Source organism: Nitrospirales bacterium (genome assembly GCA_031315865.1).
GTDB lineage: Bacteria > Nitrospirota > Nitrospiria > Nitrospirales > UBA8639 > JAGQKC01.
This window is the reverse complement of the sequence record JALDRJ010000002.1, coordinates 2,851,870-2,876,577: the sequence shown is the minus strand read 5'-3', so window position 1 is coordinate 2,876,577 and position 24,708 is coordinate 2,851,870. Positions and strand designations below refer to the sequence as shown.

At 50.5% G+C, this 24,708-nt stretch carries 20 protein-coding genes; 3 read left to right on the top strand and 17 right to left on the bottom strand.

What is annotated here, in order from left to right; translation table 11 throughout:
- The first annotated feature begins 4 nt into the window (after window positions 1-4).
- From thiL to MRJ96_13100, 3 genes are all read left to right on the top strand, one after another.
- On the top strand, window positions 5-1,048 hold the full coding sequence (thiL, locus tag MRJ96_13110) for a thiamine-phosphate kinase (protein ID MDR4502383.1): 1,044 nt from the start codon (window positions 5-7) through the stop codon (window positions 1,046-1,048).
- A gap of 25 nt (window positions 1,049-1,073) precedes the next feature.
- On the top strand, window positions 1,074-1,523 hold the full coding sequence (locus MRJ96_13105; protein ID MDR4502382.1) for a DUF2062 domain-containing protein: 450 nt from the start codon (window positions 1,074-1,076) through the stop codon (window positions 1,521-1,523).
- A 261-nt stretch (window positions 1,524-1,784) separates the two neighbouring features.
- Window positions 1,785-3,176, top strand: a complete 1,392-nt coding sequence (locus MRJ96_13100; GenBank protein MDR4502381.1) for an HD domain-containing protein — start codon at window positions 1,785-1,787, stop codon at window positions 3,174-3,176.
- A 75-nt stretch (window positions 3,177-3,251) separates the two neighbouring features.
- Here MRJ96_13100 and MRJ96_13095 read toward each other — a convergent pair whose 3' ends face one another.
- The 17 genes from MRJ96_13095 to MRJ96_13015 all read right to left on the bottom strand — a co-directional run bounded on the left by MRJ96_13095 (window position 3,252) and on the right by MRJ96_13015 (window position 24,682).
- Entirely contained in the window at window positions 3,252-4,928 is a 1,677-nt protein-coding gene (locus tag MRJ96_13095) for a CsgG/HfaB family protein (GenBank protein ID MDR4502380.1), read from the bottom strand.
- A 7-nt stretch (window positions 4,929-4,935) separates the two neighbouring features.
- A complete protein-coding gene (locus MRJ96_13090; GenBank protein MDR4502379.1) occupies window positions 4,936-5,547 on the bottom strand; it encodes a PilZ domain-containing protein in 612 nt (203 codons plus the stop codon).
- Between the two features lie 76 nt (window positions 5,548-5,623).
- The gene (locus MRJ96_13085) at window positions 5,624-5,863 is read right to left on the bottom strand and encodes a hypothetical protein (GenBank protein MDR4502378.1); all 240 of its coding nucleotides are present in this window, start codon (window positions 5,861-5,863) and stop codon (window positions 5,624-5,626) included.
- 279 nt (window positions 5,864-6,142) lie between these two features.
- Window positions 6,143-6,454: a hypothetical protein gene (locus MRJ96_13080; GenBank protein ID MDR4502377.1), complete on the bottom strand. Its 312-nt coding sequence runs from the start codon at window positions 6,452-6,454 to the stop codon at window positions 6,143-6,145.
- 16 nt (window positions 6,455-6,470) lie between these two features.
- Window positions 6,471-6,863 carry a flagellar export chaperone FliS gene (fliS, locus tag MRJ96_13075; protein MDR4502376.1) on the bottom strand — a complete coding sequence of 131 codons (393 nt, stop codon included), beginning with the start codon at window positions 6,861-6,863 and terminating at the stop codon, window positions 6,471-6,473.
- 26 nt (window positions 6,864-6,889) lie between these two features.
- Window positions 6,890-8,278, bottom strand: coding sequence for a flagellar filament capping protein FliD (fliD, locus tag MRJ96_13070; protein MDR4502375.1), 1,389 nt, complete (start codon window positions 8,276-8,278; stop codon window positions 6,890-6,892).
- A 128-nt stretch (window positions 8,279-8,406) separates the two neighbouring features.
- Window positions 8,407-8,799: a flagellar protein FlaG gene (locus MRJ96_13065; GenBank protein ID MDR4502374.1), complete on the bottom strand. Its 393-nt coding sequence runs from the start codon at window positions 8,797-8,799 to the stop codon at window positions 8,407-8,409.
- 75 nt (window positions 8,800-8,874) lie between these two features.
- Complete coding sequence (locus tag MRJ96_13060) at window positions 8,875-9,702, bottom strand: flagellin FliC (protein ID MDR4502373.1); 828 nt, start codon at window positions 9,700-9,702, stop codon at window positions 8,875-8,877.
- 252 nt (window positions 9,703-9,954) lie between these two features.
- A complete protein-coding gene (locus MRJ96_13055) occupies window positions 9,955-10,488 on the bottom strand; it encodes a hypothetical protein (protein ID MDR4502372.1) in 534 nt (177 codons plus the stop codon).
- Window positions 10,469-12,124 carry a glycosyltransferase family 9 protein gene (locus MRJ96_13050; protein MDR4502371.1) on the bottom strand — a complete coding sequence of 552 codons (1,656 nt, stop codon included), beginning with the start codon at window positions 12,122-12,124 and terminating at the stop codon, window positions 10,469-10,471. Before MRJ96_13050 ends, MRJ96_13055 begins: the two co-directional genes overlap by 20 nt.
- A 28-nt stretch (window positions 12,125-12,152) precedes the next feature.
- Window positions 12,153-13,970, bottom strand: coding sequence for a glycosyltransferase (locus MRJ96_13045; protein MDR4502370.1), 1,818 nt, complete (start codon window positions 13,968-13,970; stop codon window positions 12,153-12,155).
- 13 nt (window positions 13,971-13,983) lie between these two features.
- Window positions 13,984-15,054, bottom strand: coding sequence for a glycosyltransferase (locus tag MRJ96_13040; protein MDR4502369.1), 1,071 nt, complete (start codon window positions 15,052-15,054; stop codon window positions 13,984-13,986).
- Window positions 15,051-16,151, bottom strand: coding sequence for a glycosyltransferase (locus tag MRJ96_13035; protein ID MDR4502368.1), 1,101 nt, complete (start codon window positions 16,149-16,151; stop codon window positions 15,051-15,053). Before MRJ96_13035 ends, MRJ96_13040 begins: the two co-directional genes overlap by 4 nt.
- Window positions 16,148-17,428: a hypothetical protein gene (locus MRJ96_13030; GenBank protein MDR4502367.1), complete on the bottom strand. Its 1,281-nt coding sequence runs from the start codon at window positions 17,426-17,428 to the stop codon at window positions 16,148-16,150. Before MRJ96_13030 ends, MRJ96_13035 begins: the two co-directional genes overlap by 4 nt.
- 180 nt (window positions 17,429-17,608) lie before the next feature.
- The gene (locus tag MRJ96_13025) at window positions 17,609-18,592 is read right to left on the bottom strand and encodes a TylF/MycF family methyltransferase (GenBank protein MDR4502366.1); all 984 of its coding nucleotides are present in this window, start codon (window positions 18,590-18,592) and stop codon (window positions 17,609-17,611) included.
- A gap of 343 nt (window positions 18,593-18,935) precedes the next feature.
- Window positions 18,936-19,946: a GDP-mannose 4,6-dehydratase gene (locus tag MRJ96_13020; GenBank protein MDR4502365.1), complete on the bottom strand. Its 1,011-nt coding sequence runs from the start codon at window positions 19,944-19,946 to the stop codon at window positions 18,936-18,938.
- Window positions 19,947-20,365: 419 nt separating this feature from the next.
- Window positions 20,366-24,682, bottom strand: a complete 4,317-nt coding sequence (locus MRJ96_13015; GenBank protein ID MDR4502364.1) for a glycosyltransferase — start codon at window positions 24,680-24,682, stop codon at window positions 20,366-20,368.
- Window positions 24,683-24,708 lie beyond the last annotated feature (26 nt).

The window sequence follows — 24,708 nt, the reverse complement described above, 5'->3', positions numbered from 1 at the left end:
TCACATGCCACCGACTCCCTCCCGGAGAACCGTTGCAGATACAGGCGAGTTTGAAGTCATACGCGCCTTGCAAGCAACGATCGGGGACAGCAATCTCGTGTCGCCCTACGGAATCGGTGATGATGCAGCTGTCCTTCCACAGAAAGCTGGCTATGAGTGTGTGATCTCGAAAGATCTGTTCATAGAAGGCATTCACTTTGATCGACGATTTTCGACTTTTTCAGATATTGGGTATAAAGCCACAGCCGTCAATGTGAGTGACATGGCAGCTATGGGAGCCGCTCCCCTTTACCTGCTAGCGGGGCTCGCCGTACCCTCCTCATGCCAATTGGCACAGATTCGGGCTATTTACAGGGGAATACGCCAACTCTGCAAACGGTATGACATGAAGATCGTCGGAGGCGATACGTGTGCCTCTCGTAGGGATATCGTCATCAGCCTCACCATCCTTGGATCCGTGAAGACACACCATGCACTTTCACGTGGAGGAGCTAAACGTGGCGACCTCATTTTTGTGACAGGCACGCTCGGAGACTCCGGTGCCGGTCTTCGCCTCCTTCAGCGCCAGACAAAGGGCTCGACTGGACATGTTCCTCAGTCTGTCGTACGATTTTTGAAAAGACGTCATCTACAGCCATCCCCCAAAATCCATCTGGGTCAATTGTTAGCCCAACACCGGCTTGCGACCGCCGCGATCGATTTGTCAGATGGTCTGTCGGGAGACATATCGCACCTTTGCCGCGCGAGTCACGTCGGGGCCCTCATCGACCTGGCACAACTGCCAGTCTCTCGACAATGTTCCGCATTTCTGGCGGCCCATCGAAATTTATCGAAGGATCTCATCCTTCATTGGGGAGAAGATTATGAATTACTGTTTACCGTTCCGTCGCGGAAACGCTCGCAGCTCGAATCGCTGGCCTCTGACATCAGGCAATCTATCACGTGCATCGGCAGCATTCGTCATCAGAAACACGGCATTTCACTCAGGCGGGAAGATGGATCCTCACAACCGCTGACCCAACAGAGTTACACACATTTTCACTCGTGACCGGCAGACCATCCAGGAAAGGCACGTGCTCTCAATTCAGACTGTTCGCGATCAACTCATTCAGGTCCTACATCTCAAAGAATCGCCACAACGAACCGCGATAGCCTTTGCGATCGGCGTCTTTATCGCGTTCGCCCCGCATTACGGTTTTCATACGATCAGCGTCGTCTTCCTCGCCTGGGCCTTGAGATTGAACTACCTCGCCATGTTCATGGGGGCCTTCATCAATAATCCATGGACCATCGCTCCCATTCTCGGACTCACGTTGTATACGGGGTTCACATTCTACGGGTCTGCGCCGACCTCTGATTTGGATTTTTCAAGCATGCATCTTGACAATATTTTTGAACTCTTAACACCGTACTTACTCCCATTTATCCTGGGAGGATGCGTACTGGGTCTCTTGGGGGCAATCCTGGCTTATCCCATCATGCTCTTTGTGATCCTTCGCTATCGTTCCGCCAGAACGCCATAGACCATCATGAGCTGCCTATTCATTCACTTCCACCAGCAAGCGCTTCTTCAAACAAGTGAGTGTTGAATAATGAAGTTATCAAAGGCCATATTTCGTCAGAACAACGTTGTGACCCAGCAGCTTCGTGGCAGTTCAAAAAAGTCCGTTCAGCAAGGCCACAGGGATTTTGACGCGCGAAGCGCACTGGCATTACGTGAGCACGGCAAAATGCCGAGAACGCCGCTGACGGCTTGTTTCAACAGCCCCAACAGGTGAACGACCGTGACGCGAAACCCACGCCTTCCTCATGACGGAACTTCCCTGATCGCTGACCCCATTCATGGGTACATTACATTTACCGTACCACGCTCAGATGAAGCGCGAGAAGAACAGACAGAAAAAGATCTCATCGATTCTCCTTGGGTCCAACGACTACGGTCCATCTATCAACTCCAAAGCGCGCACTGGGTCTACCCGGCGGCTGAACATACCCGGTTCCAACATTCATTAGGCGCCATGTATCTGGCTGGCCGAATGGCCACCCACTTATACCCGACACTCGCCAAGACCGTGCCCAATGTGCCATCCCAACCGTACATCGAAGAATTGCTGCGCGTCACGGCCTTGCTGCATGACGTTGGGCATGGACCGTTTTGTCATTTTTTTGATCATCACTATCTCACCAAATTTCACCTGACACACGAACACATCGGGCAAGCCATCATTCGCACTCAACTGGCGTCCACCATTCTACGAATCTCCCGTAGTCCATCAGGGATGTTTGCCCCAGGAGAGCGGCTGAATCCAGACCATATTGCCTTCCTCATACTCAAAGACCCGCATAAACCAACTCAAGACTACCCTCGATGGCTCACAGCCCTCCAACCCTTGATCGGCGGAGTCTATACCGCTGATAACTGCGATTACATCCTTCGAGATTCATACATGTGCGGGGTTGCGATCGGACCGATCGATATCGAACGATTAATTCACTATACCTTTTTCACCCACAAGGGACTCACGATCCATCAGTCCGGTCTGCCGGCGTTACAAATGTTTTTGAATGCCCGCCTCTATCTCTATTCGAACGTGTACTATCATCGGACGACTCGCGCCATCGATATTCACCTACAGGAAATATTCTCCAAAACCATGTCCTACCTATACCGTGAAAATCCGCTGGATCAGCTCCAGAGTTATCTCCCGCTCACCGATTGGTCGCTCATTGAATCAGTCAGACAATGGCAGCATGACCCGCACCGCACCAAAAATCGGCTCGGACGCGAATGGGCCAAAATTCTAACGAGAAACGTCAAATGGAAAATGGCCTTTTCAACACTCGTCCCAATTCCCTCGGACGCACGAACGCGCAAACGCACCGAGCCCCTTCGGCTCGAACAACGCATTCGCTCGGCGCTTCCTCTCGCCTTCAAGGACCTTGATTTTCGAATCGACATTGCTCATCAAGACCCGCGCCCGATTAATCTGCTGAATATGGGAGGGTTTCAGATTTTTGTCTATGAACCGTCGACACGCCATGTGGCGAAAGAGAGCCTGAACACTTTTTTCAAATACCTTCCGGCACGCATGATGCAACTCCGCATTTATGCCACCACTCATGAAGCAGATGCAGAACTGAGCAAGGCCGCGAAAAAGGTCTTGAAGGATGGGTGATGAGCTCGTCCAAGATTGTTCCTGGAGACTGAGACAAGAAGCTTCTCCAACATTCCTTCGGAATGCCAGGACATCTCAAGGGATGCCAGAAACTGTTTCTCCAAGGCCCACATGCTGAAGGTCTTTGTGTAGATCTAACTGCACCCGCACTTCCACAGGGTCATGTTGTTCGAGGTCCTGAGAACCGTTTCGACAATCGAACAGACAAGACTGTGTCAGTCGCCCAATCAGACTTTTTACGTTTTGGAGCAAGTGAGGTTCATCACCAGTCTGGCCAATCTGTGCGGTCATCACGGTGTTGTGACGTCCGGTGACTCGTAATTGAATACTTCGTCTATTCCCGGGAAGATATCCATGAACAGGCAAGAACTCGGAGACCGGCGGAGTCCAGTGTTGCTCAAACCAATCCGTAAGCGCTCGCTGGAACCTGACCGCGGACGTTTCCGCGTCTGAACTCATGGAGTGTTCTCGTGCCTTAACCCCGGCTGATTCAATCAATTCAACTGAAATGCTTTTTCGCTCTTGAGGAACCAAGACCATGATGGCGTCAAAGTATTTGATAGCCTGGTCACGCGCTAAAAGATCTCCCATAAAGACAGCTTGTCCATGAATGATGGGAGTTGGCCAAATCGCGATATCAATGATGCCAGAGTCGTGAACATGAACAGCCTGATCAGCCCGCCAGGCCCACGACGAAGAGACGCCGATGATTTGACCGGATTCTGCAATCGCGCGGATAAACAAACGCCGGGGCGCCCGAAACTGTTCAGCGAACAGTCGACTCGTACTTGCATCTCCCTTCCAAACAAGCCTTCCCTTTCCTCGATTCTGTTGGTCCGTCGCCAGAAACGATAATTCTAACTCAGGATGAAGAGTATTCAGATCCTCAGAATGAAAATAGGAGGTCACTGGAATGACGACCTCTTCATTGCGTGCGATCGACCCTGAATCCAAGAAACCATCGGCAAATTCTGGAGGGCTCATTTCAATGGAAAGAGCGGTTTCCCAGGCTTTTGACGCCACATACCATGCCTCTTCTCGCATGCGTTGGTTCCGTTCGAAACTCAATTGAAGGTCCAGGCCCGACACATAGGAAGGCGGCTTCTGAGGCCGTAGCTCAATCGAGACGTCTGATACTGGATGCGGATCGGTGGGTTCTTGCGATGTTTCGTTTCGAAGCAATGGTGGAACGTCTTCAGGATCGGAAAATTTTTCTACGTAACGTAAGGGAAACCAGTTCTGAATCTGGGCTGAAAGCTGTCGTTCCAGAGCAGGCAAATCATCGTACGATCCAACAGTACGGCCTGTACGAATCACACTGCCGCGCTCGACATCAAGCATATGAACATCAACCGCGACGCCCTTCTGAATGTCGTAAATGCTCCCCTTTAAAAGGTAGCGAGCGCCGCTCAGCCGTCCGAGCTTGACGGCCTGTCCCGCCTCTGACATGCCACGATGCTGCAGCCACTGTTCTCGTAGGACTTCACCCAGTGAGTCGCGTGAGATGATTTTCATGCCAAAACGCGACACCAGATCGGTGATCAGCATATCTGGAAGACCATGTCTCAGCCATGACCAATTCTCGGCGTGACCATGGTAATCGAAAGGCAAGACCCCGACGGTATGAGGAAGAGGCAGAAACTCGGCGGGAAAACTCGGCGGTGCAGTACGTTGCAGGTCAGGTTGATGAGAGGGTGGAACTGAACAACTCAGAAGCCCAGCCACGATCGCACTGAGCAGAAAGAACGGCATTCGCAAATCAAAGTTGACCTGAGACCCAAGAGTGAGATGAGTCCTGACGGTGGCGCAGGGTCAGGGCCTGCGTACGGATGACATGACGAATAATCGCCTCCCGATCATCTTCCGCAATGTCGACAAATTCAACGGCTGTCTCAAATCCTCCCCCCCGGACCATTTTACGCTCGGCAGTACGCACGACCCTCCCGATGGCCCGGATAGGGATAAAGGGTCGAAGGATAAGACAGAGGGCTAAACGACTCTCAACCGGAAACTCTTTTTCCGTCGCAAACCGGATGCCTGACCCGCTTAGATTCACGTTCATGAATTGAGGAAGCGAATCTTTGAGACGTTCATCTTTGGCTAACGTTTTGAGGACATTGCCCAGCAACCAATCCACCCGGCAGAGCATCTGCAGCATCAGTGGATCTTTAACGGTAAGGTCTTTTTCATCAACCATCGCGCGAACAAAATCCGGCGACAGAGCCAGGTCTTCCCATTGCCATTTCGGCCAGGCGCCTTCATCGCTCGTCTCAGACTCATACGACAAAGCGAGAGGTACGTCAACGGACACACAGACGTTGACCGAACTTCGGACATCTTTTCGACGTTCATCTCCTCCTGGTTCAGTCATGGCCCCCCTCACCACTGGTCGTCGTTGTTGCGATACCGGAAATGATGCTGGATTCCTTAGCTCGAGGATCTTGCAATCACATTCTAGAAATCGGTTCCTGCGACATCGAAAGCGTTGTTTCCCGTCGATCCAAGCTTTGAATTTCAGCCACGATGACTCTTGCCTCCTCGGCGGCCATTTGAATCTTCCGCAAATGATTAAGAATCTGAGGGTCCTGGCAATGTCGAACGGCAAGCTGGGAAAAGACCGTAATCGGCAACAATTTATTCGCTAACACATGCATGCGCTCTTTTAAATCACACTCTGTAGTCTTCAACTCATTCACCTTACAAAACGCTAGAGGGTTTGAAGGAAACGCAGAACGAGATGCACATCGCTGACCTACGCTTTCGAGTCATCATTCATCCTTATGATGAAGGGCAATTGTCATACCAGGGGAACAGAGCTGAAATGTCTTGAATTTTCAACAAGAACGAGTCAAGGAAGGGACAATTGAACAAAATGAGAGGAAAAAATGACGGTTCAATCCATCAAACCGTCAGGTCTTTGACACGGGAATTCATGAAACGTGGAGGACATATTACTTGGCGCGAAATTATGCGGTCCGAACAAAGCGACCACTCTCAACCGGGGAAGATGCCCATTGCTGTTTCCATTGCAGCAGCTTACGGCGACGCTCCTGAACCTGTAACAGATTTTGCCGGGTCGCCGCATGCACGACACGGGCGCGCTCTTGGATCAACGTATCCATGTCGATCAGTCGTCGAATCACGCGAACCGGCAGTTCACGAAGCACAAATTCCAAGGACCGGCGTTGATACAGGCACGCCACTTGATCCCAATGTCCGGCCTCCGAAGCGGATAAAATGGTTCGTGTTAAAATCTCGATGGGATGCTCAGAGCTCATAGAAGGCCAAACCCGCTCAAACGCCAACAGCCTCAGGCATGACTCCCTGTCTGGCCAATTCCACCCAGGCTTCTCGAATCACTCCCATGCACCGAATCGGACTATTCAATCGTCGAAAGTCATGATGAAGGTTCGATTGCGTGATTTCATGCTGAACATACTCATACAAACGACGAAGGTCGGCTGCGATGGCTCCACCTTGCTCCATGTCGAGCGCGGCCGACAATTCATTCACCACCGCAAGCGCTCGATCCAGGAACCGGGCTTTATCTTTCATGTTGTTCGTCTGGATGCCCTCTTGCGCTAACTTCAGGGACTGAATGACGCCGTCATAGAGCAACACGACAACTTGCACAGAGGAGGCCGTCTGGACTTGCGTCTTGGCATACAATTGCGCACCTTGCATCATACCACGTACCCTTCCTTAGGCTGAGGTTATATCAGTGAATTCAAACTGTCCAACTGGGACTGTAAACTGGCTAGCAATCCGTCAAGATTGGCGAACTTAATTCGCTGTTGTTCTTCAAACGTCACCAAACGGGTTTCAAGAACATTAATTTGCTCGTCGAAATCGTTCACTTCATCGGAAAGTGAGTTTTGCCTGAGAGCCAGTGCGCCAAACTCTAGATCGTCCAGCACATCGATGGCGTCAACCAGCCGTTCCGCGATTCCTGTCGTCCCATTGACCGGATTATTGATAAAGAGCTCACGGACTTCATCGAACGAGTCGCTCAGACGCGCGTCAAGATCAGTTTCATCTATCTCGATGGTCCCATCATGGGGCTGCGTCTGAAACCCGATCTGACCTGCGGACGAGACAGTAGACAGGCCACTCACCTGGTCGGAAAGGGCGCGACGGATTTTATCCAAGACCGTTCGCACGACGGTCTCTCCAACGAAGATGCCGCGCTCCTCGGTTTCGGCGTTATAGACGGTCCGTTCATTAATGAACGACACTACATCGTTATAGGCATCAACGAGCGAGGTGATTCCTTCTTTGACGGCCTCGACATCCTGTGTGACGGCAATCGTGACAGGATTGTTGGTATCCGTTCCCTGAAGATTCAAGGTCACACCCGTAATGACATCGGTCAGTGTATTACTGGAACGTTGAAGCGTCACTTGATCCTGCCCTGCCGCGCCTAGGACCACTTCTGAATCTTGCGCCGCCTGCAACGTATCCACCCCCGACGAAACAGTGTCGAGCGTCGTATCATCTGCTGTAATCGCGATCGTATTCGCCGCCCCAGTATCATTGGCGGTCAGGATCAACCGATAGGCTGGAGAAGACTCACTGCCAGTGTTCAATATGGAAGCGCTCACACCGGCTCCCAGGTCATTGATGGCATTCGTTAAATCGTCGAGCGTGGCATCGCTCGAAAGGGTCACGGTCTGCGTAGCGCCTCCTGCAACCGTGAAGGAGAACGTCCCCGAGGAACCGCTGACAATATCCGTCGTGGTCGAGGCCACGGTTGTCGTAGACTTCGAAGCCACTTGGTGCGCCGTGGCTAATTGATTGACGGTTACCGTATGCGTCCCTGCTGTGGCCGTTGAGGAGGAGGTCGCGGACAAGATATTCTGCGTGCTCGCCGTGCTGACATCAACCTTGGTCTTATCAAAACTCAGGCGGGTTCGAAGACTATTCGCAGTGCTCTGCAGACTCAGCAACTTGGTCCCCACTGACCCGAAGTCGGTGAGTTTTTTCTGGGAGGCGAGCTTTTTCTCGGTTAATCGGTCAATGGGAATCCGCTCGGCCTTGACTAAAAAGTCCACGATCTGCCCAAAGTCGACTCCATTGCCTAATCCGCCAAAACTGATGTTCATCTCAAACACTCCCTGTTATGTTGGAGCATCCTGCCTGCCTTCGAACGTTCGAAGACCTCTAGAAGAGAAACCGAGAGTCCAGCCTTCATTTCATGACACATGGTTCTCGCGACCAATGGACTGTGATGTTAGGCCTCTTCTTTGAGAAGAAACCCTCGTTGTTCTTCGAAAAACCGTTGAACGCGCAGGACCTCTTCCGGTGGAAACTGACGAATGAGCTCGCCAGAATCACGTTCAACCACTTTGACCACGACTTGATTCAAGTCCTCTTCGACGGAAAACTGAATCTTCGGATCGATCTGATTAAGCGTATCCTGGAGTTTCGCTACCGTTTGTTCAAGATTCTGTACCTCTGAAGCATTCTGGCGACTCTTCGATTCCGATAATGACGACAAACGAACGGCTTCCCTTTTTTCCGGAACTTCAGTCTGTTCAGAAATCGCCTTGGCTCCAGAACGATCGCGTCCGTGTTGTCCGATCGACAACACCACCGATGTAGATTCTGGAACGCCTTGTATCATATTCCCCTCCCTCCGCTCACGTTCGGAGCCGGACCGGCAAGGCCTTGTAAGGCCTTGCCGGAATCCCTACCTGGTTTACTGCAGCAGCGCAAGCGCTTGCTGAGGCAAGGTATTGGCTTGTGCCAAAATCGATGTCCCAGCTTGCACCAAGATTTGATTTCGCACGAATTGTGACGTTTCAAACGCAATATCGGCATCACGGATTCGTGATTCTGCAGCCGTGATGTTCTCATTGGCGACTTGCAGATTCTGAACAGCGGCATCAATACGATTCTGCAACGAACCAATCGTCGCTCGAGCGCTCGCCACCGCGCTAATCGCGCTATCGATGTTTGACAGCGCACTCAACGCTCCGGAAGAGGTTGAGACGTTGACGGAGCTCAGACTCAAATCACTCGTTGTCAAATCATTGAGCGCGATCGATAACGTATCGTTCGATGAGCTTCGAAATCCGATCTGGATTGAAAGACTATTATTGTCCGAACCGCTCAACAGTTTCACATTGTTGAATTCTGTCACTGAGGCAATCCGGTCAATTTCCGAGCGAAGTGCGACAAACTCTTGATCCAGGTACGACCGCTCGGTCGCCCCCAGGATTCCACTCGCCGACTGTTCTGCCAATTCCCGGAGCCGTCCCAACAAATTCCCGATATTGGCGGCGCCACCGTCAGCGATCTGCAACAGACTGATACCATCGTTCGCGTTTCGAGCGGCTTGATTAATACTTCTGATTTGCGCACGAAGTGTTTCAGAAATACCCAATCCCGCGGCATCGTCTGCAGCCCGGGTAATTCGAAGACCTGAGGAGAGACGCGCAACCGAACCGTTCAATGAATTCGTGTTGACTTCAAGGTTCCGCTGAGCGTTGATAGACGCGATGTTAGTGTTAACGACAAGTGCCATAGAGATCCTCCTTGATAGTGTATCTCTTCAGAATATCCGTACTCTGAAGGATTGTGGATGTAAGTGTGGCCCAAAGCCCTCCTTCTTGACGATGAATGATCGACTTCGGATGTCCTCCACTGTATCGGATCAAACACGAAAGACTTGAGGGCCAAATACACGTATCAACGAACAGACACCAACAGGATAGAATCATGAACATCGGCCTATTATGTGACATCATCGATTCAGTAACTCGAACACGACCACGATCTAGCTACGCGACGGTAATCGTGGAACCACTTCAAATTCCAAATAGTCGGCCAATTCCACGATAGCCGACCGTTCCCGGGCATCAATAATGTCAGGCAACCACTTGACGATCGAATCAGACGAAGACTGCGTCGTCCCGACTGATTTCGCGAGTTCCGTCCATTCCACATAATCCGCGAGACGTCCGAACCAATCATCGAGTTGCCGGAACCGTTTTTCCCCATGACGGAAAGCCCGCACTAATGTTTCAGCCTCATCCTTCAGACCAACGCCGAATTCCTTGGCGCTTCGCGCCCCACTTTCGACGATCGTTTGAAGGGGCTGACTCGTCGCCTCGACTCTTCCCCAGGCGCCAGCTTCTTGCGCAAGGACCGACGGCACGAGATCCCGATCGGTAAACGACCGTTGACCCACTTTCAGGTTCGTGACCAGGCACCCTCTTTCATGGGCTTTGTCACTCAGACGAGCGATCACTTCTTCAAGTTTGGCGGTATCGGACATTTCCCACGTCTCTTCATCGAGTTGAACCTGCATACACATCCCTCCTTGTTGGCGTATGATTGGTTGTTAACTGACGAATGACCTCCCGTGTACGACTCTGCCACGTCGCATAGGCCTTCGCCTGTTCACGAGCCATTCCATGGAGATCTGAATCACCAAGATTGTACGTATCTCGAAAGCCGGCGGACGTAATCGGGCTGAATGCCGGACACATTCGACCCAGGACGCGAGCCTCATGCGCGACCTGATTCACGCGCGCATGACAAGATGTGATCCGGTCGACTGACAAAGACGGCTGTGACGTCAGGGCCACCATCTCATCCGCCGCCTCACACAGGAATGTCAGCAAGGGTTCGAGCTTCGTGAAGACTTCTTGGACCTGATCAAAATCCGGTGGTTGCCCGGATGGTCCCGGGGTTCGACTCATCTGCCCTGTACAGTCGTCATACCAAAACCTTCTCCAAAATGTTCCATACCACTGCTGAAGTGGATCCTCGACTCCGCGGAGCAGCGTATAGGTTCCAAGCTGATCCTCATCGATACCGGACGTATACAGGCGGGCCCCTCCCGTCGATGTTGGCACTCCACCTTTCCCCAACGCGTGAAGGCAAACCTCAGCAACAAGACGAGGCAGCAGCCGGTCTTTGCAACTTTGATGCGCACAGACTTGATCAAACCCGCACGGTCCGCATTCGATCTCTGGTTGAATAATCCAATGATTGCGTCCATAGGGACCCGTCTCTCGAAAATCCACATGCCCGACCGACAGGTTGACGATTGGGACTTTCTCGCCGACAGCGAGATGCATGGGTCCCGTATCATTCGTCAGCATGAGATGACAGTGAGTAAGCAAAGCGATCAACTGAGAAAGATTTGTTTTTCCGATAGCATTGCACATGGGCGCCGCGCCGTCTGCCTGCTTAAAAGCCTGCAACGCAGACTGAACGACTGCCGACTCTTTTTTGCTTCCAATCAGGACAAAGCCGACATTCAGGCGTTGACTCATCAAGGCCATGGCCTGACCAAAATAGCCCGGACGCCAGGCCTTCATCACATCGCTCGCACCGATTTGCACGGCTATCCAGGCTGATGGCTTTCCACATGAAGCAAGCAGGGCGTTTGCCCATTGCTGCTGTTCAGCGGCGGGATGTTTTAATTCAATAGGCGCAAAAGGACCCTGACCGCTTCCGCCCAACGCATAGACATCGACAAGATTAAAACGATTAAACTTTCGATAGGTATGCATGTCGAGAAAATACCGCATCCACGGATTTCTGACGATGATATTTCCGTCCGGCGCGGTGGTGAGCCCTCGAGTATCATGAGCGCCAATATAGCCCGTCAAATATGCGCTTCGGCGGTTAAACGTGAGATTGATGACACGATCATATTGAATATCGGCCAGAGGTTTGGCCCACAGGGCAACACCGCGATAGAGCGCAACCAAATCACGGGCCCGGACACGCGTTTGGTCCATGAGCAGTTGAAAGTCATACGAGAGCACATGCCGAATTCTGGGAAGAAGGCTTGCCATTTCAGCAAACTCTGTATCGACGACCAGATCGATCGCGACGCCGGGCCATTCATATTCCAAGCGCTGCAACAATGGCGTCATCTGTACCAAGTCGCCCATCCTTGTCACGTTAATGATCAGAACTTGTCTACTCATTTCCCGTCAGAACCCTAGCCCTTCAGGCCTAGACAAAATCCCGAGTTTCTTGCCGATATTCATCCATCATCAAGACCAGCAATTCCTCTCGGCTTAAAACGGCTGTCGGCCCCTTCGCGCGAATGTTGGCCGCGACATCGCTCAACTCGACACGTTCCTCCGCGCGGAACGGCCGTAGTAACGGAATCAATTCTGGGGATGCCTGACTTTTCACGATCAAAGAAGATGCATTGCGTTCGCCTCGCAAAACCGCCCCCACACGATCAGGCTGATGAAGACCGACTTCACGCAATAAGGTTTCCATACGATGCACATAGGTATGATGCCGCAGTACGTGCGACCGTGACGCATCGGCCATACTCTGACGCGCATGTGGATCGGCGAGGTATTGCGTCACGGTCGTTACCAATTCTTCAGGCCTTTTGATGACCGCCAGCATCGTGTCATCAAAATGCTCCCATAACAGCGACCTGGCATCGGAGACTTGAAAGGCACCGCATGCCGCCAGTTCGAACATCCTGGGATTGAGGCTATCACCGTCTGGATCGAATCCTTCTCCCGTGTACGAATGAAGATTGATATTCACCTTCGTACAATTAAAGATCTTGACGCTCGTGTCTGAATCGATACGCGCTCCGTTTCGTTGCAAGACAGCCTCAAGCGGACCGGCCTTCTCCCATTCATTTCCCCAGATTTTGAATGACCAACCCTGATGCAGGAGTGCTTGAAGCAGGAAACGGCGATTGGGATAGCCCGCGCCCAAAAACGAGACGTCCGCACCGAATTCCGCCTCCTCGTCCGGCGAACAGACGAGTGGGCGATGAATCTCCGGATTCGCCGCCAGCGGCAAGTAACTCACATGCCTGGCCCCGGCATGCGATAACGCATCGATACAGGGCTTCTGCTGCATGACAAACCAGAACTCATAGCCGGCGGCCACTTGCTGCCAATAGGTAAAATGTCTGAAATTTTCGACGAACCACATGGCCGTGAGCACTTTCTTCTTCCGAAGCTGTTCCAAAACCGGCATGGACAACGGCGCCTGCGCCATCGCCAGAACAAGGTCGGGCGGATCGTCCGCGATATGAGCAAGGCTGACGACTCCAAGCGTCTCGCCGAAACGGCTCTGCATCGTCAATCGTAATTGTGGATCGCGAAGGTTCTCCAAACTTTTATAACCAGGATAATGAAGAGAATGATCGATCCAGCTGACTCGATGTCCGAGATGTTCCAAGGCTGCAACGACATGGTGAGCGACCGAAAGAGACCCGCCATAAATCGGCCCCACAACGGCAACATGAAGCCTGCCTCCCCGTTCATGTGACACTCGCTCACGCAGGTGCTGTTGAAACGTCCTGATATATTCTTCATGCAACGCTGACGATGGCTCATGACGAATGAGATGGAGCCTGGCATGCGTTTGGGAGACAGAAGCAGCCACGTCTTGACTTTCGCCCCATAGCCACTGGATACGCTCCCCCCATCGACCAAGCGCTCTCACGGAAAGCGCATCATATAATTCTCTCAAATCCGGGACGAGCACCAGAATTGAGGTCGCATGTGCAATCTGCTGTTGTAAGGCCTCAACGTGATAAAGGAGGCCCACTCCCATGATGAGCGGAATTTCATCCGGTTGGATTTTTGCCACGACCCCTTCTGCCCAAGTATTGGCCTCTTTGAGGGGATCATACGCGCTATGGATCCACTGTCCTCCAGCTTTCGCGGTCAGCATCCCGTTTTTGGCGTCTTCAACCTTGAGAGCCCCTCCTCTCTCAACAAGAAGTTGTTGAGCTAGCTGAGGATCATGAAGACGAACAATTTCAAGATTTTCTTGTAACAGGCTCATCGCAACACGTTCCTTAGACCCCTATCTCATGATGGATTTGATGACTCAGCTCCCGATACCTTTTCCCAACCTCTACGTATCGCCTGGACCGCGAAGGGTTATCCTGAGGCCATTGGGAGATTCCGTCGTAACAGGAGGCGCAGTATTCATAGATGGAAGCCAATAAAAAAAGAATCTCACCTTGACGATCACGACGCTGGCGAAGAATATATTGCGCATCCATCGCCTCGAACGAATCAAGAATGGACTGTGCGCGATGAACCGCCGTGTGTTTCTCCCTCACTTCTGAACGTCCACGCTCAGCAATGGCCTCACGCTCCTCCCTATGTGAAGCATAATATTCAGCGATCTGAATAACTTCGTCGATATTGCCTTTTTCGTACATCGCACAATGGGTCTTGTCCTGGAATAGCTCTTCCAAGCCATTTCCCACCCGTTCCATCAGCAATAGCCCTCCACATGCCATCGCTTCAAACGTACGGAAATTCATGTCGTTGTTGACGCATTGGTTGAGGATCATTTTGGACCGAGTAAACACGGAACAATAATCTCCGGTCGAAACATGCAGAGGAAACGCTGCCTGCAACATTCGGAGAAATTGGCACCGCGTAGGATTGTGGGCAGGGTTCATGCTGCCGACAAAACTCAAATCATGTACCCGAGGATTATCTTCATCGACGGCGGGGATGATCGGAGCAAACAGAGGCAGCCACCTGACCGTTTGTCTGGACTCGTCGCGCATGTAACTTGGTATAAAGTCCCGTTGAGCGACAAAGATCGCGTCGAACGCGGCGGCGTAGGCCTGATGCCACCGATGATGGATATGTGAATCGATCGCATACCATCCTAACGGCACTTCAAGACGTTCCAGCCCGAAAAACAGCGGATGCGTACTTTCATCGGTCAGCAAAACCAGATCAGGGTCCCATCGCTTGGGCAGGCAATGCCACAACCGATCGATGGATATCGGCCATTCCGGCACTTGAATATCGCCGGTATTATCCGTGGGACACGTCAGTACCTCATGCCCCAACTCGCGAAAACCATCCTTCAACGCCGGTAATCCTAACAATAGTATCTTCATGGGCCGTTCGATCGTGCGAATGATCGTTCCTCGCTCAGTTTCTGAACGACATGGACTCTGGCGTTTCGATACGCCGCTGCGGTCCGAAAATAATCGCGCGACTTTAAGAAAGAATTCGCGTACTGGGAACCGACCAACTCATAGACCTTTCCAGCGTGATCATAGACACGATCCAACTGACGATAGATGTCCGGCAGCCGGGCCTGTCTTTGTCTGACCAGCGCCTGGGAGTCAGCATGCCGTATCGTGTGAACGATGGTTTGCGCCCGGTGCGTGGTTGTGTGAGAAGCGAGCACTCTGGCTCTTCCTTCCCGCGCAATGGCTTCACGTTCCGAATCATGACTCGCATAGAAGTTCGCGAGTTCGACGATCTGATCGACATTCTCCCGTTCGTACATCGCCAAATGCGTCCGATCTTGGAATAATTCTTCAAAGCCGTTTCCGACTTTTTCCGTCAACAGAAAGCTTCCGCATGCCAGGGCCTCGAATACGCGAAAATTGACGTCATTGGCCGCGCTCTCATTCAACACAACCTTCGAACGATTGAAAACGCTCACATATTCTCCAGTGGTCAAATGAATGGGAATTCGTTCTTGAATCGCCTCGAGCAACCGGCTGCGTTCAGGTTTCCATCGTGGATTCAGGTACCCCACAAAGCTCAGGTCATATATTTTCGTCAAGGGCGCATAACGATCTTTCTCAGGATTACAGAACAACGGCAGCCATTGAACAACCTGACGGGAGGCATCATACGCATACTCCGGCACGTAATCTTTTTGGGCCACGAACACATAATCGAATACGGCTGTGTAGGCTTTGTGCCAGTCCAAATGCAGATGAGCATCGATCGTATACCAGGCGAGTGGAATATCGAGGCGTTCCAACCCTAAAAACATCGGCTCCGTACTTTCGTCCATGAGCAGGACAAGGTCTGGCTTCCATCCACAAGGGAGCGCCTGAATAACCTGCTCAGCCGGGACAGGAAATTCAGGAATCCACAGATCGCCGGTTTGATCCGTAGTGCACGTACGCACATCATGGCCGCACTCCAGGAACGCATGTTTCAAGACGGGAAACCCTAAGAGAAGAATATTCATAGCTCACCGGACGGCACAGACACGCGGGTTGCATCATGAAGGAGCGCGGACACGCCATCCCAATCCACGTTCTCTTGCTCATGGAGCATGTCCCAGATTTGTTGACGATAGGCAGACGGCTCCTGACTGGAGGCGGCATACCCGAAAAAATGAGCACCCCAATCGTCTTTCTGGCTTCGCCAGAGACTCCATCCCGCCGGGAGCTTTGCACATCTTTCCGTCAGCATCAGTTCCACACTTTCCCGTACCGGCCAATACTCCGGCCATACCCCGGGCTCTCCCATATTCGGCATGTCACACAACGTATGTCGCGGTGGTGTTCGTTCCGCCTGCCATACCCAATGCCCCTTCCCATACGGCCCTGTCTCATGAACGCGGGCACGCGAAAAATAGAAACCTTGTACCCTGGCGCCGCTGGCCACAGCCAGATGAAGCGGACCCGTATCAGACCCGACCACCCATGCGCATCGAGAAAAGAGCTCCGCCAACTGCGGAATCGTCGTTTGACCGCACACATCCCAAATCCGCCCGATGTACAACGGAGGCACCAGATCCAAGAGCGCGCGAGCCAATTCCCGCTCTCCCGGCCCGCCAACCAGGACCACACGGCCCCGCGCGGAAGCAGAAAAAAACGTAGTGATCCATTCCTCCCAGGTACGAAGCGGGAGGCGTCGCTCAGGATCACCCGACCCGATGATGACGGCCACGCGCAGCGCATCCTGCGCCATAAAACCGTCGAGCCTTTCCACATGGTTCGCGGCTGACAGACACAACATGGGAACGGTCCGTGGAGGTTTGACCCCGCACAGACCGCAAAACGCGTCGGCCAGATGGACACGATTCCTTCCTCGATGCGCTCCGACCAAATTCAAATACCGGCTCCAGTTTGGAAGTTCTGATGAAAGAGGTCCATAACAACCGGGGCCATTCACCTTGGCCGCCAACAGATGCGCGGTCAAGATGGCCCGAGAATGATTATTCAAGTTATAGGCCAAGGCATACGCACTGTTTTGATACCGTTCTAGATATGCAGCCGCTTGAGACAGCGCGGTATCAGTCTCAGATGAGACTTTTTGCGCCATTTGCTCCCATTCGGTTCCGTCCCATGGCAAGACCTGTTTCACGCCTGGGAAAGATTTGCCGACCGAAACCAGAGGCGCCGCACACAAAAGATCAAACTGATCCTCAGTGTAAGCGGCCTGTAAAGCGACGACAGCCGGCAAAGTTTGAACGAGATCACCTAATCTCGCCAGCTGAATAACGAGACGATTGAGCATATTCTTTCTCGTTGTCGGCGCTTTTTCGATATTTCTTTAATTTCTTGCCAGCAATGGTCAAGGCGTGGCGGAAGACAAGAGAAATGCTCTAGGGTGACTACCAAGAATCACAATACGGCAAAGGGCTAGGGATATGATGAAGAAGAGATTGTGAAGATTATTGACTGAGAACGAATGTATTCAGCAGGGCTGACAACTCGATAAGAAATAGGAATTTGTCCGATTCCAGAGCATGTAAAAATTCATCGACATCTCTGCGCCGCCAACAGTGGGGTAGAGAGCCTGTATCTCGGAAACAGCCTTCTTGACACCCTCGACATTATAATCATCGATAAGAACGATCCCATTTTCTTGAAGTTTCGGGACGATAAGGTTAAGACTCTCAAAAGTTCCTTGGTATTGATCGGTATCGACTAAGGCAAATGAGACATGCGGTTCTTGTTCTAAAACCTTTGGCAACGTCTCTTGGATCAGCCCTTTCACCAGATTGATTTGCTTCGATAATCCTTGTCCCTGGACATAGCCCGTCACGCTCTCTAACGAAGTCTCAGTAAAGGTCCCAGGCTGATAAATCGTCTCTTGATCTGAAGTTGTCGGGGAAGGCATACCGGAATAGGTATCCAGAGCATAGATGCGCCTGACATCATCCCACTCCCTCAAGAGCTGCCCCATAAACACCGTCGTGCTACACTTGAAAGCCCCACACTCTAAAATGCATCCGTCGTAAGTCGAAAGCAGGGCCTGAGCAACAAGCCCAAGTTTTCTCATATTCAAACAGGTATCCAAGCGGCCAATCTTCAAAAAGGCATTTTTCACACCCGATCGTAATCTTCTCGCTAAGAGGACTGGGCATGTTAAACGATTGACACCAGAAAAATAATCGCTCATTTCCTGAAGAAGCGAGGTTTCTTCAGCTTGTGAATTCGCACCGACAATTAAAAGATCATAATCAGAGCTTCGAAGTTCTTGAATCGATTTGCTCGGATGAAAGATGTCATGCGGACGGCCTGCATAATATCCTTCGATTGCCAATCGATAATCATGAATGGCTTCGGCATTCTCAAATATCGACTGATCCACGCCGATAACCGCCACTCGCAATGATGGTTTCCTAGAAAACGCTGACAAGGCAGTCCCGTAGAGATCGTAAAGCACAAGGTCCATAGATTCGTGCATATATCTATTTAATGAAGTAAGCAGCAATGTATCCATTAATATATCCCTTCTCTAAGCATAAGAGTACTTTCTGACACAGCCAGGTTGTCGCCTGTAGAGTAATAAGCATGTAAGATATGAGCACATTGCCAGGAAGCGTTATTACGGAAAAGGTAGATCGCTAAAAGAACAATCTGACGTGAAGGAATAGTCTGAGCGCAGGGTTTCATTCCATTGGACTTCACATTCCAATGGAATAGAAATTATCAAAACTTATGAATGCATCGGCATGATGAATGCTAAAATTATGCACAGAATTATTGGCACGCGTTCAGAACGCAAAAGTTCTTTCTTAGACCGCACTCAACATCTGGCCCTCGACGATCTGAGCACGGCCTTTTTCCAGAAATTCTAAATCTCCCTCGACCATTTCTTCCACAAGTTGGGAAAAGGTAATTTGAGGAGACCAGCCAAGCTTGACTCTGGCCTTCTCCGCATCACCGAGCAACGTCTCGACCTCGGCAGGTCGATAGAGCTGGGATTCGGTCCGGCAATAGTCACGATAGTCCAACCCCAGACATCCGAAGGCTTCTTCTGCAAATTCTCGAACTGAATGTTGGACTCCTGTCGCGATAACAAAATCATCCGGATCATCTTGTTGAAGCATCAACCACATCGCATACACATACTCTTGAGCATGGCCCCAATCTCTCAAGGCATCAAGGTTGCCCAATGGCAACACGTTTTTCAGCCCGAGTTTGATCGCCGCGGCGTGAGACGTAATTTTCCGAGTCACAAATTCAAATCCCCTGCGCGGGGATTCATGATTGTATAAAATCCCACACCAGGCACGAATACCATACGCCTCTCGATAGTTCCTTGTCAGATGGTACCCGGACACTTTCGAAATTCCATAGGCGGAACGTGGGTGAAAAAGTGTCTGCTCGTCTTGCGGGACGTTTGCTACCTTCCCAAACATTTCGCTCGATGCGGCAAAATAGAATCGACAATCCGGAGCACAATCCTTGAGCGCGGATAAGACATGATGGGTCCCGTTGATATTCGTCTGCAACGTGGAAAACTCATCTTCGAACGAGTACGTGACGAAACTTTGCGCGGCTAAATGATAACACTCATCCGGCACGATTTCTTTGAAAACCCGATACAAACTCGGCAAACTTTCTAATGAGGCCGCATGCAAGCATACATCGTCTTTTATATGCCGTATTCGCCATAAACGTCGGTCAGGATCCTCCAGCGCCACTCGCCGAACAATGCCATGGACTTCATAGCCTTTCTCAAGCAAAAGCTCAGCTAAATATGATCCATCTTGTCCTGTAATTCCCGTAATGAGTGCTTTCATAGATCACCAAGCAATGTGGTTATGAATAAAGGGGTCCTTTGGCTACATGTCTCACATGCTTCTATGTTTGGCCTGGATTCCAAACCTAAAAAACGCCATTGTTAGAAAAGTGCTACCAACGGACTCGATGGACTCTTTTACTGTTCTCGGAAATTCTTGTAGGTTTCTTTAGGGTAGTGAAGATAAAATGACTGTACCAATGATCAATATGGGGATTAATTGAGCTACTCTTAAAATACGAATGTTGAGGAATTTATGGTAAGGCTTCTGGTTGGAACAGCTCTTGGAATTCTAATCAACCCCAGAAAATTCGGAAGGCAATACTTGGAAGGCACAACAACGGTCCATTTGATCAAGGACGCGACTAACTTGAATGACAGCTCCACGCACCCGGTAATAAACGTATCATCTAGGGAACTCTACACTGGTCTTCCTATCTCCAAATCCTGCAGGACATTGCTCTCTCCTAAATTTCTGCCATAGGTACCCTTAGTTTCAACTGCTGTCATATGATGCGTACCAACGTTGTGCTGAAAATGGGTTGAGGAATTAGGGCGCGCGTTCATCAACCGCTCTAATTCGTCCATCCCGTCAAAGTTCGGACTAAGAAGTTTTAAAGTGTTGATATGCGTCTTGGCAGCTTCTTTTTCGCCAAGACGAACATACACACTCGCCAAGGCAAATCGAACTGAACAATTCGCAGGGTTCCGTTGTAAATAGTAAGAAAGTGCCGTCTCGAGCGTTTTCCAATCTTCAAGGGCAGTGCAAGCCCGGATTAACCAATGAATAGCCTCTTCATCATCGGGATACGCCTTCAGAATCTCTAAGGCCTCGTTCGACGCTTTTGGGGCTTCTTCGGCCCCCATCCATGCCATAACGAGTCCCATACGGCACTTTCGATCATTTCCTCCATATTTCAGTGCTCTCATAAAGGCATCAACCGCACTTCGATAGTCTTGCCGCTGCATAGACAAGACACCAGACGATAGCCAGGCGTCTGATTCGGTAGGATTATGTCGGATGATTTTTTCAAGACTATCCTGGGCTTCATCAAGCCTTCCTCTTGTAATGGCAACTTGGACTTTTTGTAATTCGAGGCTTAGTTCGGACCTCACGGAGTGAGGAGAATCAGAGCCTTCAGAAGAGCGCCCTCTAGATTGAGAAGAAGTCTTTCGCGCTTGCGCTAAAACTTCGAGATATAAACTTTTCAACCGATTGGCAGTCTTGTCCCAACAAAATTGCGCGGCATCGGTTTGAAGAATGGCCGGAGGCGGAATGCGGAACGCATCGAGGATGGCATCGCGAATACTATTCGGATCGTCAGGCTCACAGTAATGAACACCATAAGGAAGATAATCTTTCAAGGTCCCCCAAGAAGTTGCCACAATGGCACACCCGAATCGAGCTGCTTCCACTGTCACGATCCCCGGCAACTCATACCAGCTGGGCAAACAAAAGACTTTTGCCCCCTGGTAACAGGACGCTAACATCTCATCAGACAAGCGGCCAACAAAGATGGTCGGAGCTGTTCTTGGAAATCGTCGGCAAAGATCTTCGTATTCCGGTTGGTAGGAGACTCCACCGGTGACAAATACGATCGGAAGAGACTCATATTGAAGAGCCTTCAAGAGCATGAGCTGGTTTTTTCGGGTTTCAAGACGTCCAACACACAACACATAGTCCGTCACGTTATATTGATCGCAGAATAACGATGAGCCGCCTTGAGTGCTCAGATGATCCATGCCCATCTTCACGATCTCCACTCGCCTTAATTGAGGATAGACTTCAAGCAAGCGACGTCGTTCGGCTTCACCACTCGCAAACACGCACCCTGCATGCTGTGCGACAAAGGCATTACCAGAGGGAGGAGACGATGAAAGGCCATGTAACTGCTTCAAAGCAGTAGAAAACTGTTGCTCGTCGAAACCACTGGCAAAATATTGTCTAAACACATCAATAGTCGCAGAACTTTTCGAGAGAAACCGTGGCCAGTCTTCAAACAAGGCAGTTGCCACGAAAGGTACTCCTGCTTGAACCGCATCCCTCGCACATTGCTCCGTGAATTCTGGCGTTGCGAAATTAAACACATGAACCAAGTCGTAGTCATGAGATTGAGCCTGCCCCAACGCCACATCGACATGAACACCTGCTCGCTCCAGTCCTCTCTTGAAATTATTCATCAGTAATGTATCGCCACCGGGCTGAGACATTGCGTTAGGACGATTCTGGAATAAGACCCTGAGTGGACGATTTCCTTGATCCACATAACGATTTTCTTGAGAGATCGTGTGAGGACGAGATGATGTGACGCTATGCGTCACCTCCTCACTGCCATTTCCACATGACATTCCGTACGTCTTTCGCCCGATGTCAAAGTCTCTTTTGGTGGCTATTTTTTGCAAATTGAAGGATAGAGATTGAGCTTTATCCAGCACGGGCGTTGCACGATCAATGTCCTTCATACCACGCAAGAACTCGTCACCCAATAACCAATGAGCATCAGCGTTTTCCGGTGCCAACGTTATTGTATTCTCAAGAAGTTTCACGACTTCAGACCCAACACCGCACCCTCGAAGCACTAAGGCCAGCCCTATCTGCGCCCATTCATCATTTGGCGGAGTAATCGGCTCATCAGACTGCTTCAAATAAGGTAACTGATAGCGATAGTAATCCTTCCAGAAATGAATACGTTCGACTTCACTCAAATGATCTTGAAAAGCCGCAGCCGTTTGCGTCCAGCTTTCTTCTTGCTCTTTTCTCGGTTGCGCTGATTTCCCGCTTTGCCGGAATAATCGCGATTGCGAAAGCACCTGGTCCACATAATGAAATGAATATCCCTTTGCGGCGATACGAAGCCAATATTCATAATCGATCGAAAAATACAAATCTTCTCTATACTTCCCTATGTCATCGATCAATGCCTTTGAATAGAAGATCGACGGTTGATAGAGCTCGTGAAGATCCCACCACCGCATTAAAACAGGCAAAGTGATTGGAACCCTCGGAATTTGCAGCCACGAAATCGTTTTTCGTTCATCCGTCAACAACGTCTTTCCATAGACAAGATGCCGTCCTTCCGTTTCACTCATTGCTCGAGCCACGAGTCGCAAGACATCCGTACCGACGTAATGATCATCCGCGTTGAGCCAGGAAATAATATCGCCTTCTGCCATCCCCAGCGCCTTATTGAGCGCTTCGGCTTCTCCGTTATCCGGCTCGGATATCCATTTGACATGTGGGTAACTTTTTAAAATTTCGACCGTTCCATCATGGGAGGCCCCGTCAACAATAATGTGTTCAAAGTTTTCATAATTTTGCGCCAGCACACTCTCAATACATTCACGTAAATAATGAGCGCAGTTTTTGGTCGGTGTAACGATTGAAATTTTTGGATGAGTTATGTCTATTTTGTCTGAGGACGTCATAGGCTGTTTTTCCTCTTTACAAGATCGGGATTCCATGATCGCGGGGAGCAGCAATGTCGTTGTTTTTTCCCTATTGCACTGAGCGGACTCGATCGCCTCCCTCCATTTTTTCACTATTCGGTTCAATGAAAATTGTCCGGCAATGGTGTCTCGTGCAGCTTCTCCTAATTTTCGACAGAGACTTCGGTCAGTCGATAGTTGAATAACATATCGACTGAACTCTTCAGCATTGTTGGCGATAAAACCGTTGACTCCATGCTCAAGAGGCGAGGCTTGAGCGATTTGCTTCATGGCAACGACCGGAACTCCATGAGCCATAGACTCAAGAATTTTAATCTGAATACCGGTTCCGCCAAGCATGGGACAGATGGAAAAGGGGGCTGAAGCATAGTAAGGCTTTAAATTTGGAACATATCCTAATAATTCCACCCCACGCACATGAGCAACCTTTTTGGAAAACCCTCCTATGGCTTTTAAGGAAAAGTCCGGACAGTGGTGTAAGACCGCGGGTAACACTTGCAGCGCAAAAAACACATACCCTTGAATATTGAGCGGATTATCTGATCCAACGAAAATGGGGCTCCCATCATAGGCATTGGAGAGTGCTTGAACGGATAAGGCAGGAGGAACATCACAAACAGTTGTCTGTAAAGTCTGTTGCTTGATGATGCGCGCATCCGCAGGCGTGATAGCGATGGTGCAGTCATAGGCATCGTATATCCGATACTCTTCTGACTGTACTGTCTGTCCATCTTGTAGATTTGAAAAGAAATCCTCCTCGGTGATAATCGGGTCAACGTACTCAGGGAAAGAGGGTTCTTTTAAATAAGGTAGGACTTTTTGAATAATCTGGTCGTTGTGGCTTAGCACATCAAGACTCCGAAGAATTCTGGTCGCTGAATGGAATTCATCACCGATGGCAAACTTTCCCCACCACGCATAATAAATCACCACAAGATCTGGATTGAGATCCTTAAAGACCGTTCGATATTCATCAAGCAACCATGGAGTGTGATACATATCCCAATGCTCGAGCCTCGTCGCTCGTTGATGTGCATGAAACAACCGATCGATCGGGCCAGGTGTGCTGAGATGCACTTTGATTCCCCAGGCATCTTCGAGCTTGCCAATGTCCTTAATATTCCAGGCTGTATCGGGATCACCGAATAGTTCAGAACCGAACAACGTGACCTGATACCCTAAACCGATCAAAGCCATTAAATCCGACAATTGAACTTGATGGGCTCCGGTTCGTGCGCCGAAGGCATAAAATGGCCAGAAGACAAGAGCTTTCGAAATTGCTGTGTTCATAGAGTTCACGTCGTATTCCTTCATGG